Origin of the sequence: Bradyrhizobium sp. 199 (assembly GCF_023073355.1) — a bacterium.
Taxonomy (GTDB): Bacteria; Pseudomonadota; Alphaproteobacteria; order Rhizobiales; family Xanthobacteraceae; genus Bradyrhizobium.
Map to the genome: position 1 here is coordinate 45,811 of NZ_JADPJI010000006.1, position 14,492 is coordinate 60,302.

14 protein-coding genes are annotated in these 14,492 nt (G+C 63.9%); 7 read left to right on the forward strand and 7 right to left on the reverse strand.

Annotation, left to right across the window (positions count from 1 at the left end; all coding sequences use genetic code 11):
• Positions 1–55: 55 nt before the first annotated feature.
• Positions 56–727, reverse strand: a complete 672-nt coding sequence (locus tag IVB28_RS20695) for an OmpA family protein (RefSeq protein ID WP_247528664.1) — start codon at positions 725–727, stop codon at positions 56–58.
• A gap of 145 nt (positions 728–872) precedes the next feature.
• Positions 873–2,405, reverse strand: a complete 1,533-nt coding sequence (locus tag IVB28_RS20700) for a caspase family protein (protein WP_247528665.1) — start codon at positions 2,403–2,405, stop codon at positions 873–875.
• 372 nt (positions 2,406–2,777) lie between these two features.
• Here IVB28_RS20700 and IVB28_RS20705 point away from each other — a divergent pair, with 372 nt between their 5' ends.
• Positions 2,778–3,584, forward strand: coding sequence for an N-acyl homoserine lactonase family protein (locus IVB28_RS20705; protein ID WP_247528666.1), 807 nt, complete (start codon positions 2,778–2,780; stop codon positions 3,582–3,584).
• 79 nt (positions 3,585–3,663) lie between these two features.
• On the opposite strand, the gene IVB28_RS20710 is transcribed toward IVB28_RS20705, so the two are convergent.
• Positions 3,664–4,206: a MarR family transcriptional regulator gene (locus tag IVB28_RS20710; protein ID WP_247528667.1), complete on the reverse strand. Its 543-nt coding sequence runs from the start codon at positions 4,204–4,206 to the stop codon at positions 3,664–3,666.
• 110 nt (positions 4,207–4,316) lie between these two features.
• Between IVB28_RS20710 and IVB28_RS20715 the strand changes: the two genes are divergently transcribed.
• From IVB28_RS20715 to fahA, 5 genes are all read left to right on the forward strand, one after another.
• Positions 4,317–5,972: an FAD-dependent oxidoreductase gene (locus tag IVB28_RS20715; protein ID WP_247528669.1), complete on the forward strand. Its 1,656-nt coding sequence runs from the start codon at positions 4,317–4,319 to the stop codon at positions 5,970–5,972.
• Positions 5,973–5,980: 8 nt separating this feature from the next.
• A complete protein-coding gene (locus IVB28_RS20720) occupies positions 5,981–6,214 on the forward strand; it encodes a DUF2783 domain-containing protein (RefSeq protein ID WP_247528670.1) in 234 nt (77 codons plus the stop codon).
• Between the two features lie 24 nt (positions 6,215–6,238).
• Entirely contained in the window at positions 6,239–7,195 is a 957-nt protein-coding gene (locus tag IVB28_RS20725) for an MBL fold metallo-hydrolase (RefSeq protein WP_247528671.1), read from the forward strand.
• A gap of 2 nt (positions 7,196–7,197) precedes the next feature.
• Positions 7,198–8,544 (forward strand): homogentisate 1,2-dioxygenase, encoded by a 1,347-nt coding sequence (gene hmgA, locus IVB28_RS20730; protein ID WP_247528672.1) that lies wholly within the window; start codon positions 7,198–7,200, stop codon positions 8,542–8,544.
• Positions 8,545–8,735: 191 nt separating this feature from the next.
• Entirely contained in the window at positions 8,736–10,007 is a 1,272-nt protein-coding gene (gene fahA, locus IVB28_RS20735; RefSeq protein WP_247528673.1) for a fumarylacetoacetase, read from the forward strand.
• Positions 10,008–10,127: 120 nt separating this feature from the next.
• Here the strand turns inward: fahA and IVB28_RS20740 are convergent, their stop codons facing one another.
• Together IVB28_RS20740 and IVB28_RS20745 are read right to left on the reverse strand one after the other, a co-directional pair.
• Positions 10,128–10,439, reverse strand: a complete 312-nt coding sequence (locus IVB28_RS20740) for a DUF1272 domain-containing protein (protein ID WP_247495999.1) — start codon at positions 10,437–10,439, stop codon at positions 10,128–10,130.
• Between the two features lie 72 nt (positions 10,440–10,511).
• Positions 10,512–10,991 carry an Lrp/AsnC family transcriptional regulator gene (locus IVB28_RS20745; RefSeq protein WP_247528674.1) on the reverse strand — a complete coding sequence of 160 codons (480 nt, stop codon included), beginning with the start codon at positions 10,989–10,991 and terminating at the stop codon, positions 10,512–10,514.
• A gap of 123 nt (positions 10,992–11,114) precedes the next feature.
• On the opposite strand from IVB28_RS20745, the gene hppD reads away from it, so the two are divergent.
• The gene (gene hppD / locus IVB28_RS20750; RefSeq protein WP_247528675.1) at positions 11,115–12,230 is read left to right on the forward strand and encodes a 4-hydroxyphenylpyruvate dioxygenase; all 1,116 of its coding nucleotides are present in this window, start codon (positions 11,115–11,117) and stop codon (positions 12,228–12,230) included.
• A 148-nt stretch (positions 12,231–12,378) separates the two neighbouring features.
• Here the strand turns inward: hppD and IVB28_RS20755 are convergent, their stop codons facing one another.
• Together IVB28_RS20755 and IVB28_RS20760 are read right to left on the reverse strand one after the other, a co-directional pair.
• Positions 12,379–13,491 (reverse strand): CaiB/BaiF CoA-transferase family protein, encoded by a 1,113-nt coding sequence (locus IVB28_RS20755; protein ID WP_247528676.1) that lies wholly within the window; start codon positions 13,489–13,491, stop codon positions 12,379–12,381.
• A gap of 199 nt (positions 13,492–13,690) precedes the next feature.
• On the reverse strand, positions 13,691–14,491 hold the full coding sequence (locus IVB28_RS20760) for a xanthine dehydrogenase family protein subunit M (protein WP_247528677.1): 801 nt from the start codon (positions 14,489–14,491) through the stop codon (positions 13,691–13,693).
• Between the last annotated feature and the right edge of the window lies 1 nt (position 14,492).

The following is a 14,492-nucleotide window of genomic DNA, read 5'->3' on the forward strand; positions in this document are numbered from 1 at the left end:
GAAGCGAGACTTTACACCACATGACGACTTGTCACCGCAAAGGATTGCGTCGTGCTCACTTCGATGCGGTGGTCTTGTTTTCCATATTGACGACCTGCACGCGCCGGTTGGCCTCCGCCATCGGCTGGCTCGGGTCCTTCAGCTTGCTCTTGCCGTAGCCGACGGTGACGAGGTCGGTTGCGGAGATGCTGTACTTGTCGACGAGGTAGCGCTTGATCGCGTCCGCGCGGCGCTCCGACAGGTCCTGGTTGTAGGTCTCGCCGCCGGCGGCGTCGGTGTGGCCGGCGACCACGAAGGTCGAGCCCTTGAGGTCGGGGCTGGTCAGCGCGCGGCCGAGCGCCTGCACTGAGGACATCGATTTGGCGCTGATATTGGCCGAGTTGTAGTCGAAGGTGATTTCGAGATCGATGTTCGGCTTGTCCTTGGCGACCGACGCGATTTCCTCGCGCTCGGTCGACGACAGCGATCGCGTCGAGCGGCCGCGAACGGACTGGATCAGCTTGGTCTCCGCCGCGTTCGGTGCGGGATCGGCCTGCGGGGCGATCGAGAGGCCGCGGGTCAGGGGCTTCTTGGCCGGCGGCGCCAGTGCGCGGACGATCTCGTCCTCGGTGACGTTCTTGCTGTTGCTTTCTTCGCCGGCGAAGGCGGACGAGGTCGGCAGCGACAGAGCGGCGCCGATGGTGATGATGGACAGGATCGCGGTCAGTCCCTTTGCAGCCAATCTCATAGCCAGTCCCTCCTGCGCAGTCAGCTCGCGTGCATCCAAATGACAGCAATCGGCCTCGGAAAAGACCTGTTGCGGCATCCGCCTATTAGTCTTCCCAGGGCGGTTCAAGGTTCGAGGCTTTCGATTGCCTCAAGCCAAAAAAATACTAGCGCACTCCGTAGCTTGCGAACTCCTGAACGATGTTCGGATCCATCGCCTTGGCATTGGCGATATCGAGTGCCCCTTCCTGGGCGGAGCCGTTGCGCTGCTTGGCGAGGCCGCGTCCATAGAGCGAGGAGGTCAGGCGCGGATTGATCTTCAGGGCTGCGTCGAAATCGGCAATCGCATTCTTGACTGCGCCCGACTTGAGGTTGACGAGCCCCCGGCTATCCAGCGCATCGACGAAGTTCGGCCGCAGCCGCAGCGCCTCGTTGCAATCCTTCAGCGCGCCCTGCAGGTCGCCCACTACCGTGCGGGTCCAGCAGCGGTTGTTCAGCGCCTCGACGTCCTTGGTGTTGATCCTTAGCGTATCGTCAAAATCCTTGATGGCGAGGTTGTAGGCGCCCTTGCTGGCATAGACCTGTCCGCGCCGGTACAGCGCATTCACGTCGTCCGGATTGGCGGCAATCTTGGAGGTCAGGCTCTTGATCGTGGGATCGTCGGCCAGGGCGGCGGCAGTCGGCCCGCTGTCCGTGCTCGGCGCCGCTGCGGGATCAGCCGGTTTTACCGGCGGTGGCGGCGGGGGCAGGGCGGCCTCGACCTGCGGCTTCGGAGCGGGCGCCGGCGCAGGTACAGGCGGCGGAGCAGGCGGGGGCGCCGCGGCGGTGTCGGCCGGCTTCGGCGACGGAGGCGATGTCGGCGGCGCGGGAGGCGGCGGGTTGTTGGCGACGACCGGCGGCGGCGCGGGTGGTGCAGGCGGCGTCGCAGGTGCCGGACGCGATCCGCCGGCTCCCGGGCTGAACGAGAAATCTTCGGCCAATGAAGAGGATATCCACGGCACCTGCTCGCCGCGCGAGGCGCGGGTGACGCCCATCTTGGTGCGGTTCAGCGTCTCCTCGGCCATCAGGTCGGGGACCCGGATTTCCTTGAGGAGCTCCTGAACGAACAGGCTGTGATCGCCGCCGGCGTCCGAGACCACCGAGGCCAGAGCCGCCGAATACATGACGAGGGTGCCGTTCGGCGCGATGACGGGGGTCAGGCCGGCCGAGAAGCTGCGGAACCGGCGCTCGAACGGATTCCGCCTGGAGGCGTCGACCAGCGCGATCTTCACGCCGGCGCCGCGGGTGTTGAGCTCGCCGAGGACGGTCTCGAGGCTGAAACCGTCGCGACGCACGTCGGATTCCGTCCAGATCTGCGCATCGATCGGCAGCAAATAGCTCTGGCGCGCCGACTGGATGCCGAAGCCGCTGAAGAACACCAGCGCCACCGAACCCGGTTTGATCTTGCCGTAGAGCTTGTCGAAGGCCCGGCGCATGCCGTCGCCGGTCAGATTTTCGCCGATCTCGACCGCAAAGCCGTCGCGCTTGAGCTCGTTCGCGACGTCGCGCGCATCGTTGATCGGTTCCTTCAGCGGGGCATCCGCGTCCGGATATTTGGCATTGCCGATGACCAACGCAAAACGGTCCCCGGCCGCAAGCGATGGGGCAGTCGGGACGAGTGAGATGAGCAAGGGCAGAAGAAAAACGAAGCGAATTTTCATAATCAGCGCGGTCCAGCCAAAAAGGCGCCGTTCCCAGCTTGCGCCGCGGCGACCTTAACGTACGCTTCCTGCATTATCAAACCGTGGCGAGGGGGCGTCAACCACTTGGAGATTCGGCGTTATCGCGACGATTGACCGCAACGTCCGGGCGCGCCGCGAGAGGAATAAAAGGGGCTGTCATGGTTGTGCTCGACGTGATCCGCTCAATCTTACCGGCGGCAAGGTTAGGACCTTCATGGCGACGAAAATGTGATTGGTCTCACATGGAAGGCTCACTCCGCCACGCCGCGAGGCGTTTGACCTTTGCAGCGGAGAGTGGCTTGCTGCGCCGGATCGTCCCGGAAGCCCCACTCAGAAAAGCAAGCAAAAACCATGGGAAGCGCCTACGAAATCTACGCCCTGCGCTATGCGACGATGTCGCCGCGCACCCCCAGCATGAACTTCCTGGCGCCCGACCCTCATGACAGCGCGGCGCAGGACCTCGACTATTTCGTCTGGCTGATCCGCGGGGGCGGCCGCGACATTCTGGTCGACACCGGCTTTAATGCCGAGGAGGCGAGCGCGCGGGCACGCAAGCTGACGCTCAATCCGGTCGATGCGCTTGAGCGCTTCGGCGTCGCGGCGTTAGACATTGGCGACGTCATCGTCACGCATCTGCATTACGACCATGCCGGCAATCTCGATCGCTTCGCGAATGCGCGCTTTCATCTCCAGGAACGCGAGATGGCCTACGCGACCGGCCGCTGCATGTGCAACGGCCTGCTGCGCCATCCGTTCTCGGTCGAGCACGTCACGCAGATGGTGCGCCACGTCTATGGCGAGCGCGTCACGTTTTATTCCGGCGATGGTGAGGTCGCGCCCGGCGTCACAGTGCATGGTGTCGGCGGTCATTCCGACGGCTTGCAGGTGGTCAAGGTCGAAACCGCGCGCGGGCCGGTGGTGCTGGCATCCGATGCCGCGCATTACTACGCCAATCTGCAGCGGCGCAGCCCGTTCCCGATCGTCTACAATGTCGGCGACATGGCGGTGGGCTGGGAGACGATCGAGCGCCTCGCCGGCCACCCCGATCGATTCATCCCCGGCCATGATCCGATCGTGACCGAGATTTATCCGCGCGCCAGTGACAAGGTCGACGCCTTCGCGCTGCATCTGCCGCCGTCGCGGTCGTTTGCGAAATAGGGACCGTACCCGGAATCCAGAAGTTGTAGCGGGAGATTCCGGGTTCGCCGCTGTCGCGACGCCCCGGAATGACAGTATCCTAGTACGCCTGCTTGGCATCGGCCTCTTCGCTGGTCTGGATCAAATCGAGGCTCTGCTCGATCTTGCCGAGCAGCACCGAAAGCTGCTTGCGTTCCTGCGCGGAGAGGCAGGCGAGGATTTCGTCTTCTCGCCGCAGCAATTGCGGGAATAGCTCTTCATAGAGCGCGCGGCCCTTCTTCGTCAGTTGGAGGCGAAATTCGCGGCGGTCGGCTTCGTTCTCGACCCGCTCGATCAGATTCTCATTCAGCAGCGTGGTCACCGCGCGACTGATGGTCGATTTGTGCGTGCGGGTGCATTGCGCGATGTACTGCGCGCTGCAGGCATCGACGCGGAACCCGAGCGTGGCGATCACGCGCCAGGCGGGAATGTCGAGACCATGCCGTTCCTGATATTCGACCGAGAGCGCGGAACTGACTTCGGCGGCGAGCCGGTTGAGACGGAACGGTACGAATCTGAACAGGTCGAGTCGTGCCTTTGGCGCTACGGAGGCCTCATCGGCTTCGCGTGCCTTCACTGCGATGTCGCTGGATGTCCTTGCCAAGGAGCGCGCTCCGAATTCCAGTTGACGGCCGGCCGGCTCCGGTCCAAAATAGTTGCACGTGAGACTATCTAGCAGATCAGTCTTCCCCTGACCAGAGCCGAGGTTCGTGTATGGCGCAGGCCGAGACACATCAGGCCAAAACGCATCAGGCCAAAGCCCAGTTCGGTTATCGCCGCCATCCCGATCAGGACCGCGCCGCTCAAAGCCCGGCCGAGCATCCGGTCGTGGTTGTCGGCGCCGGTCCGGTCGGGCTGTCGCTCGCGATCGATCTCGCCCAGCGCGGCCAGCGCGTCGTCCTTCTGGATGATGCCGACCGCATTGGCGAGGGCTCCCGCGCGATCTGCTTCTCGAAGAGGTCGCTGGAATATTGGGACCGGCTCGGCGTCGGCGACCGCATGGTCGCCAAGGGCGTGGTGTGGAGCGTCGGCCGGATCTTTCACGGCGACTCCCAACTCTACCAGTTCAACCTCCTGCCCGAGGACGGCCACAAGCGGCCGGCCTTCATCAACCTGCAGCAATACTACGCCGAAGCCTATCTGGTCGATCGCATCCAGGATCTGCCCGAGATCGACCTGCGCTGGCGCAACAAGGTGACGGCGCTCGAGCAGCGCAACGATTCCGCCCTGTTGACGATCGAAACGCCCGAGGGCGCCTATCGCCTGCACGCGCAATATGTGATCGCCTGCGACGGCGCGCGGTCTTCGCTGCGGCAAATGGTCGGGGCCGAATTCGCAGGACAAGTGTTCGAGGACCAGTTCCTGATCGCCGACGTCAAGATGACCGCGGAATTCCCGACCGAGCGCTGGTTCTGGTTTGATCCGCCGTTCCATGCGGGACGCTCGGCGCTGCTGCACCGGCAGCCCGACGACGTCTGGCGCATCGATCTCCAGCTCAATCGTTACGCCGACCCCGTCGTCGAGAAGAAGCCGGAGAACGTGCAGCCGCGGATCGCGCGCATGCTCGGTCACGACAAGTTCGAGTTCGAGTGGATCTCACTGTACAAATTCCAGTGCCGGCGGATGGACCGCTTCATCCATGGCCGCGTGATTTTCGCGGGCGACTCCGCCCATCAGGTCTCGCCGTTCGGTGCGCGCGGCGCCAACTCCGGGCTCGAGGACGCCGAAAATCTCTCCTGGAAGCTCGACCGCGTGCTGCGTGGCACCTCGCCCTCGAGCCTGCTCGAGAGCTATCATCTCGAGCGCAGCCTGGCGGCCGACGAGAATATTCGCGAATCCACCCGTTCGACCGACTTCATGGCGCCGAACTCGCATCAGGAGGCGCGGCTGCGCAAGGCGGTGCTGTCGCTCGCCAAGGAGACCGAGTTCGGCAAGCGCATGGTCAATGGCGGGCGCCTGTCGGTGCCGTGCAGCTACGATTCGCCATTGTCGTCGCCGGATGCAGATGCCTGGCGCGGCGGACCGTTACCCGGCTGCTCCATGCTCGATGCCCCCGTTGCGATCCGCGCGAGCGAGCAGAGCTATTTGACGGATGCGTTCCGGACGGGTGGAACAGGCTTCACGCTGCTGTCGTTCAGCAACGGCGCGCCGATCGCTGCGCCCGATGGGGTGAAGGACATCCGCATCGGCGGCGCGGGCGGACTTGCCGATCCCGCGGGCCTGGTCGCAAAGCGCTATGAGGCCGAGCCGGGCGCCGCCTATCTGCTCCGGCCCGACGGCTACGTCGCGGCGCGCTTCCGCCATCCGACGCAGGCGGCGATCGCGGCGGCCCTGTCCCGCGCGCAAGGCCTGACACAAGGCCTGAATTGAGGTTTTTCATGCCGCTGTCCACCAGCTCCAATTTCACGCGACCTGACGATGCCTTCCGTGCCATCGTCGAGGCGCATCGCGGCTTCACCGAGGAGCAGAGCGCCGATTTCGACGCGGCGCTGGTGCTGATCCTCGCCAACCATATCGGCGACATCGACGTGCTGCGCGAAGCAATCACCCTCGCCAAGCGGCGCATGATCGACGGCCAGCAGCAGCAACAGCAACAGCAACAGCAACAGTGACCCCGTGACCTGAAGGACGAATTGATGGCGAAGAACTTCGCATCCACCGGCGACCTCTCCGAGAAGAAGATCACCTTCTCCGAAATCGGCACCGATCTCTATGCCTTCACCGCCGAGGGCGATCCGAACACCGCAATCATCGTCGGCGACGACGGCTGCCTGGTGTTCGACGCGCAGTCGACGCCGGCGATGGCCAACAAGGTGATCGAGCGGGTGCGCTCCGTTACCGACAAGCCCATCAAGTACGTCGTGCTGTCGCACTATCATGCCGTGCGCGTGCTGGGCGCCTCCGCCTACAAGGCGCAAGGCATCGTCGCTTCGCAGGAGACCTACCGGCTGATCGAAGAACGGGGCCAGCAGGATTGGGATTCCGAATATGGCCGCTTCCCGCGGCTGTTTCAGGATGCGCAGAGCATTCCTGGCCTGACCTGGCCGACGCTGACCTTCGAAGGCGAGATGTCGATCTATCTGGGAAAACGCGAGGTGCGGCTGATGCAGCTCGGGGCCGGTCACACCTCCGGCGACATCGTTGCCTGGGTGCCGGATGCGGAAGTCATGTTCTCCGGCGACCTCATCGAATATCACTCGGCCTGCTATTGCGGCGATGCGCATTTGCGCGAATGGCCGCTGACGCTGAACGAAATCCGCAACTTCAATCCCAAGGCGATCGCGCCGGGACGCGGCGACGCGCTGAAGGGCGTTAGCACGGTGCGCGAGGCCATCGCGATGACGCGCGACTTCGTCACCTCGCTCTATGGCGCGGCCGAAATCTCGGTCGCCAGGGGACGTACGCTGAAGGAGACGATGGCGGCAACCCGCGAGGTGATGGATCCGAAGTTTTCGAGCTTCGCCATCTACGAGCACTGCCTGCCGTTCAACGTATCGCGCGCCTTCGACGAAGCGTCCGGGATCGACGATCCCGTGATCTGGACCGACAAGCGCGACCAGGAAATGTGGGCTGCGCTGCAAGGAGGAGGATAGTCATGAACATCAACACCTCGCCTGATCAGATCATCCGAAGCACGGCGCAGGTCACCCCGGGCTACATGTCCGGCTTCGGCAACAGTTTTGAGACCGAGGCGTTGCCGGGCGCGTTGCCGATCGGGCGCAACTCGCCACAGCGCTGCGCCTACGGGCTCTATGCCGAGCAATTGTCCGGTTCGCCCTTCACCGCGCCGCGCGGCACGAATGAACGCTCCTGGCTCTACCGCATCCGTCCCTCGGTGAAGCATTCGGGGCGTTTCGAGAAGGTCGATGCGGGCCTGTGGCGGTCGGCGCCGTGCCACGAATACGATTTGCCGATCGCGCAGATGCGCTGGGACCCGACTCCGCTTCCGAAGGAGGAGGTAACCTTCGTTCAGGGCATGCAGACCATGACGACGGCGGGGGATGTGAATACGCAGGCCGGCATGGCCGCGCACGTCTATCTCATCACCAAATCGATGGTGGACCAGCATTTCTACAATGCGGACGGCGAGCTGATGTTCGTGCTCCAGCAGGGCGTCTTGCGCCTCGTCACCGAGTTCGGCCGCATCGACGCCGAGCCGGGCGAGATCGTGGTGATCCCGCGCGGCGTCAAATTCCGGGTCGAGATTCCGAACGGGCCGGCGCGCGGCTATCTCTGCGAGAATTACGGCGGCGCGTTCACGCTGCCGGAGCGCGGGCCGATCGGCGCCAACTGCCTCGCCAATGCGCGCGACTTCCTCACGCCGGTTGCCCATTACGAAGACAAGGACACGCCGACAGAGCTCTACGTGAAGTGGGGCGGCTCGCTGTTCAAGACCAATTTGCCGCATTCGCCGATCGACGTCGTCGCCTGGCACGGCAATTACGCGCCCTACAAATACGATCTGCGGACCTTCTCGCCGGTCGGTGCGATCGGCTTCGATCATCCCGATCCCTCGATCTTCACGGTGCTGACGTCGCCGTCGGAGACTGCGGGGACCGCGAATATCGACTTCGTGATCTTCCCCGAGCGCTGGATGGTCGCCGAAAACACTTTCCGCCCGCCCTGGTATCACATGAACATCATGAGCGAGTTCATGGGCCTGATCTACGGCGTCTACGATGCCAAGCCGCAGGGCTTCGTTCCAGGCGGCATGAGCCTGCACAATTGCATGCTGCCGCACGGCCCGGATCGCGACGCCTTCGAGCATGCCAGCAACGGCGAATTGAAGCCGGTGAAGCTGACCGGCACCATGGCCTTCATGTTCGAGACCCGCTACCCGCAGCGCGTGACAGCGCATGCGGCGAATGCGTCCACGCTGCAGGACGATTACGCGGATTGCTGGAAGGGATTGGAGAAGAGGTTCGATCCAACGAAGCCGTAGCCTCTTACCCTCCCCTGGAGGGGGAGGGTCGCTCGCGTTAGCGAGCGGGTGGGGTGACGGTCTTTCCATCGAGGCGGTGCTCGTGCTGAGAGATCACCCCACCCCGTCTCACATTTCGCTGCGCTCAATATGAGCCGACCCTCCCCCTCCAGGGGAGGGTGACACCCCCACCGCTGCGCCACGGGAAACAAATGCCTCACCCCAACGACCCCAGCCTCCGCTCCTTCATCGACGTCGATCCCGCCTCCGACTTTCCGATCCAGAACCTGCCCTACGGCGTGTTCTCGACCGCGGCCAATCCGACGCCGCGGGTCGGCGTTGCGATCGGCAATTACGTGCTCGATCTCTGGGAACTCGAGCAGGATTCCCGGCTCGATGTCGGCCCGCTCGGTGTGTTCTCCGGGCCCTCGATCAATCCGTTCATGGCGCTGGGGCCAAAGGTCTGGGCGAAGACGCGGGCACGGATCAGCGAGCTTCTGCGCCACGATCATCCGGAGCTGCGCGACAACGAGGAGCTGCGCAAGCAGGCTCTGGTGCCGATGCGCGATGCGAAACTGCATCTGCCGTTCGCGGTCTCCGGGTACACCGACTTCTATTCGTCGAAAGAACACGCCACCAATGTCGGTGTGATGTTCCGCGGCAAGGACAACGCGCTGCAGCCGAACTGGCTGCATATGCCGATCGCCTATAACGGCCGCGCCTCCACCGTCGTGGTCTCCGGCACCAAGCTCAAGCGCCCGCGCGGACAATTGAAGCCGCCGAATGTGGAGCTGCCGAGCTTTGCGCCCAGCAAGCGGCTTGATTTCGAGCTGGAGATGGGCGTCGTGATCGGCCAGCCCTCGCCGATGGGCGGCATGCTTGGGGAGCAACAAGCCGAGGAGATGATCTTCGGTTTCGTGCTGCTCAACGACTGGAGCGCGCGCGACATCCAGCAATGGGAATATGTGCCGCTCGGCCCGTTCCTGGCAAAAGCGTTCGCGACCTCGATCAGCCCGTGGGTGGTGACACGCGAGGCGCTGGAGCCGTTCCGCCTGAAGGGGCCTGAGCAAGAGCCGGTGCCGCTGGATTATCTCAAGCAGACCAAGCCGCAGAACTATGACATCGCGCTCGACGTCTCCCTGCGCGCCGCCGGCGCCAACGCGCCCGCCGGCATCAGCCGCACCAATTTCAAATACATGTACTGGTCCTCGGTGCAGCAGCTCATGCACCACGCCTCCTCCGGCTGCGCCATGAATGTCGGCGATCTCTTAGGGTCCGGCACCATCTCCGGCCCGGAAAAGAACCAGCGCGGCAGCTTGCTCGAGATCAGCTGGAACGGCACCGAGCCGGTCGAACTGCCGGGTGGGGTTAAACGCTCGTTCCTGGAAGACGGCGACAGCCTGGTCATGCGCGGCTGGTGCCAGGGCGAGGGCTATCGTGTCGGCTTTGGCGAGGTCGAGGGGACGATTCTGGCGGCGGAGTAGGGCGCGCTGCCGCCACCACCTCGTCATTGCGAGAAGCGAAGCGACGAAGCAATCCAGAGTGTTTTCGCGGAGGCAGTCTGGATTGCTTCGCCACGCTCGCAATGACGGTGCTGAGGCAGCTCAGCGTCTCTCCGGCGCCACATCCTTGATCCGCGCGCAATGCGCCGCGACCTCCTCCGGGCTGTACTTCAAATGCACCCGCTTGTCTGACGGGACCTGCTTGGTCGTGCACACGCCCGGCCGCCATTCCTGCGCGGGCCTGATCGGGCGCGGCGCAAACCCGCCGCCGCAATTCGGGCAGACGTTGAACAGCTTCGTTTCAACGCACTCCGCACAGAACGTGCATTCGTAGGAGCAGATCCGCGCATCCGTTGCATCGGGCGGCAGGTCGCGGTCGCAATATTCGCAGTTCGGTCGAAGCTGGAGGGCCATGGCAGAATCTCCGGATTGGTCCCGATGATCGCAGATCGCGTAGCTAGCGCGAATGACGTAGTTCCCTCGATTTCAGCCGGCCTTGATCTCCTTGAGCGGCAGCCGCGAACTCTCCTTCAGCCTATCCAGCACGATCGAGGAGCGCACATGCGCCACGCTCTGATGCGGCATCAGCACGTCGTTGACGAGGTTGGAGAGGCCCTTGAGATCGCGCAGCACCGCCTTCAGCACGTAATCGGCGTCGCCGGTGAGCGAATAGGCCTCCTGGATTTCGTCGATGCGGCCGACCAGCGCGCGAAACCGCTTCGAATTATCCGGCGAGTGTGTCGCAAGCGTCACCTGGATGAAGGCGACCACGCCGAAGCCGAGTGCCTCGCTGGAGAGATCGGCGTGATAGCCCGCGATCACCTTCTCCTCCTCCAGCCGCATCCGCCGGCGCGAGCATTGCGAGGCCGAGAGGCCCGCGAGGTCGGCCAGCTCCTGATTGGTGAGGCGACCATCGTCCTGGAGCGCACTGAGGATCCTGAGGTCGAAGGCGTCAACCGAAATCATGCGTCTTTTGCCCAATTTATGCACGGATCGTGCATATGATAGTGAAATCCCGTTCCGTTTGCACGCTCATTGCAGCCATCATGAAGGATAGTTCCTCCCAAGCAGCAATTTGGAGAGCCGCCAATGGGACCGTTTCCGTACGATGCACCGCCGGCCACTATCAGCGCCGACAATCCGATGGGCACCGACGGGTTCGAGTTCGTCGAATATGCGCATCCCAACCCGGGCGAGCTCCACGCGCTGTTCAAGCTGATGGGCTATGCGCCCGTCGCACGCCACAAGACCAGGAAGATCACGGTCTACCGCCAGGGCGACATCAACTATCTCGTCAACGAGGAGCCGGGCACCCATGCTTACGACTTCGTCGCCGCGCACGGCCCTTGCGCGCCGTCGATGGCGTTCCGCGTCGTCGATGCGAAGGCGGCCTATGACCGGGCGATTTCGCTGGGCGCCGAGCCCGCGGACGCATCATCCGCTCAGAAGACGCTCGACGTGCCCGCGATCAAGGGCATCGGCGGCAGCCTGCTCTATCTGGTCGATCGCTACGGCGCCAAGGGGTCGGCCTATGATGCCGAGTTCGAATGGCTGGGCGCACGCGATCCGCGGCCGGTCGGCGCCGGCCTGTTCTATCTCGACCACCTCACCCACAACGTTCATCGCGGCCGCATGGATGTCTGGACCGGCTTCTACGAGAAGCTGTTCAACTTCCGCCAGATCCGCTTCTTCGACATCGAGGGCCGCGCCTCCGGTCTGTTCTCACGCGCGTTGACCAGCCCCGACGGCAAGATCCGGATTCCGATTAACGAGGACGCCGGCGATTCCGGCCAGATCGAGGAATATCTGAAAACCTATCGCGGCGAGGGTATCCAGCACATCGCCTGCGGCTGCCGCGATATCTACCGCACCATCGAAGATCTGCGTGACGCCGGCCTGCCGTTCATGCCGCCGCCGCCCGAGACCTATTTCGAGAAGGTGGATACGCGCCTGCCTGAGCATGGCGAGGATCTCGCGCGTCTCCAGAGAAACGGCATCCTGATCGACGGCGAAGGCGTGGTCGAGGGCGGCCAGACCAAGGTGCTGCTCCAGATATTCTCAGCCAACGCCATCGGGCCGATCTTCTTCGAGTTCATCCAGCGCAAGGGCGACGACGGATTCGGCGAGGGCAATTTCAAGGCCCTGTTCGAATCGATCGAGGAGGATCAGATCCGCCGCGGGGTGCTGAAGGTGGATGCGGCGTAGGCGCTGCTTTCAGGCACACTGTCGCGTCAATGCAGGTGTTGGAGGGTGGGCAAAGCGAAGCGTGCCCGCCCTGTTCATTTGCAATCGCGGATCGATGGTGGGCACGGCGCAACGCGCCTTTGGCCACCCTATGGTTTAGCGCGTGCGACTATTTCGTCGCCTTCCACGCCTCCATCACTGCCCCGATCTCCGCACCTTCCGGCTCGCGAACCGCCGACGGCGTGCGTGAGAATCTCGGCGCGGGGGCGGGCTGTTTCACGCCGTGGCGTTCGACGAAGACGTTGCGCGCGACCATGTGCGGGTGTTGCGTGGCTTCCGACATGGTCAGTACCGGTGCGAAGCAGATGTCGGTGCCTTCCATGATCTTGCACCAGTCCTCGCGCGTCTTGCTCTTGAACACGGCCTTGAGCTTCTCCTTCAGCGCCGGCCAGGCCTTGGGATTCATCTGCGCATCGAAATCGGCATCCAGCAGGCCCGCATGCTCGCGCAGCAGCGCGTAGAACTGCGGCTCGATCGAGCCGATCGAGACGAAGTGCCCGCAGGCACATTCATAGACGCCGTAGAAATGCGCGCCGCCGTCGAGGAAGTTCTGGTCGCGCCCTTCGGTCCAGCGGCCGAGCGTGGTCATGTCGAAGAAGAACGACATCAGCGAAGCCGCGCCGTCGCACATCGCGGCGTCGACGACCTGGCCTTTGCCGGATCTTGATGCTTCCAGCAGCGCGGCGAGCACGCCGACGACGAGATAGAGCGCGCCGCCGCCGAAATCACCGACGAGATTGAGCGGCGGCACCGGCGCTTCCTTGGTGCCGATGGCGGCGAGCGCGCCGGTGATGGAGATGTAATTGATGTCGTGACCGGCCGCGTTCGCCAGCGGGCCTTCCTGGCCCCAACCGGTCATGCGGCCATAGACCAGCCTGGGGTTGCGCGCGAGCACGACATCAGGCCCAAGGCCGAGCCGCTCCATCACGCCGGGCCGAAAACCCTCGACTAGCGCATCGGCGCTGGCGAGCAGGTCGAGCACTTGCGCAATCGCGGCCTTGTCCTTGAGGTCGAGCTCAATCACCTTGCGGCCGCGGCCTGCGACCGACTTCATGCTCTTCTTGGCGCCGACCCGATCGAGTGTGACGACGTCGGCGCCCATGTCAGCCAGCATCATGCAGGCGAACGGGCCGGGTCCGATGCCGGCGAATTCGACGATGCGGAAGCCTGCGAGCGGGCCGGAGGCGCGAACGGAGGAGGTGGGGGCTGGTTTGTCGAGCACGTTGTTGTTTCCTCGGGCCGCGGGCGGGTGCCGTTATTCGGCAATCGCCTCGGACATTTCCTCAGTGGGGCGAGTTAACTGGGTGATTAACTTTTCTCGCCTTCACGCCAGCGAGGCAAGCGGTTTTCACGGCGCACGGCCAAAATAAAAACGGCGCGCACCGAAGTGCGCGCCGCGGAAAATTTGCGTCGAGGCGCTATCAGCCCGCGGCAGCGACCGCGCGTTGTGCCATCACCTTGACGAGGTTGGCGCGGTACTCCGCCGTGCCGTGGATGTCGGCGAGCAATCCGTTCGCCGAAATGCTGACGCTGTCGATCGCCGATGGCGACCAGTTCGCCTTCAGCGCGGCCTCGATCGCGGGCACCCGCATCACGCCGCTCTGCGAGGCGCCGGTGGCGGCTACCCGAACCTCGCCCGATTTGGTCTGCGCGACGAACACGCCGGTCAGCGCGAAGCGCGAGGCCGGGTGCCGCATCTTTTCGTAGCCTGCCTTCGCCGGCACCGGGAAAGCTACCGCCGTGATGATCTCGCCGTCTTCGAGCGCCGTCGAGAACAGGCCCTGGAAGAAGTCCTCCGCCGCAATCGACCGCTTGTTGGTTTTGACGGTTGCGCCGAGCGCGAGCAGCGCGGCGGGGAAGTCCGCCGCGGGATCGTTGTTGGCAATCGAGCCGCCGATCGTGCCGCGATAGCGCACGGCAGGGTCGCCGAGCACCGAGGTGAGATGGGCGATTGCGGGAATCGCCTTCTTCACATCGGCATTCGTCATGATATCGTAATAGGTTGTGCCGGCCTTGATGGTCAGCGTATCGCCCGACAATTCGACGCCCTGCAGCTCCTTGATCTTGCCGAGGTCGATGACATCAGATGGACTGGCAAGCCGCTGCTTCATGACTGGCAGCAGCGTCTGGCCGCCGGCCAGAAACTTCGCCTCGCTGCTCTTGCCGAACAGGCTGACGGCCTCGTCCACCGAGGAGGCGCGATGATATTTTGTCTGGTACATC

Bases quoted from the DNA above. Each gene is read 5' to 3' on its own strand.
- IVB28_RS20740 (WP_247495999.1), bottom strand. From the start codon at position 10,439: ATGGCCCTCCAGCTTCGACCGAACTGCGAATATTGCGACCGCGACCTG.
- IVB28_RS20745 (WP_247528674.1), bottom strand. From the start codon at position 10,991: ATGATTTCGGTTGACGCCTTCGACCTCAGGATCCTCAGTGCGCTCCAG.
- hmgA (WP_247528672.1), top strand. From the start codon at position 7,198: ATGAACATCAACACCTCGCCTGATCAGATCATCCGAAGCACGGCGCAG.
- IVB28_RS20705 (WP_247528666.1), top strand. From the start codon at position 2,778: ATGGGAAGCGCCTACGAAATCTACGCCCTGCGCTATGCGACGATGTCG.
- IVB28_RS20725 (WP_247528671.1), top strand. From the start codon at position 6,239: ATGGCGAAGAACTTCGCATCCACCGGCGACCTCTCCGAGAAGAAGATC.
- IVB28_RS20760 (WP_247528677.1), bottom strand. From the start codon at position 14,491: ATGTACCAGACAAAATATCATCGCGCCTCCTCGGTGGACGAGGCCGTC.
- IVB28_RS20715 (WP_247528669.1), top strand. From the start codon at position 4,317: ATGGCGCAGGCCGAGACACATCAGGCCAAAACGCATCAGGCCAAAGCC.
- IVB28_RS20700 (WP_247528665.1), bottom strand. From the start codon at position 2,405: ATGAAAATTCGCTTCGTTTTTCTTCTGCCCTTGCTCATCTCACTCGTC.
- IVB28_RS20695 (WP_247528664.1), bottom strand. From the start codon at position 727: ATGAGATTGGCTGCAAAGGGACTGACCGCGATCCTGTCCATCATCACC.
- IVB28_RS20720 (WP_247528670.1), top strand. From the start codon at position 5,981: ATGCCGCTGTCCACCAGCTCCAATTTCACGCGACCTGACGATGCCTTC.
- fahA (WP_247528673.1), top strand. From the start codon at position 8,736: ATGCCTCACCCCAACGACCCCAGCCTCCGCTCCTTCATCGACGTCGAT.
- hppD (WP_247528675.1), top strand. From the start codon at position 11,115: ATGGGACCGTTTCCGTACGATGCACCGCCGGCCACTATCAGCGCCGAC.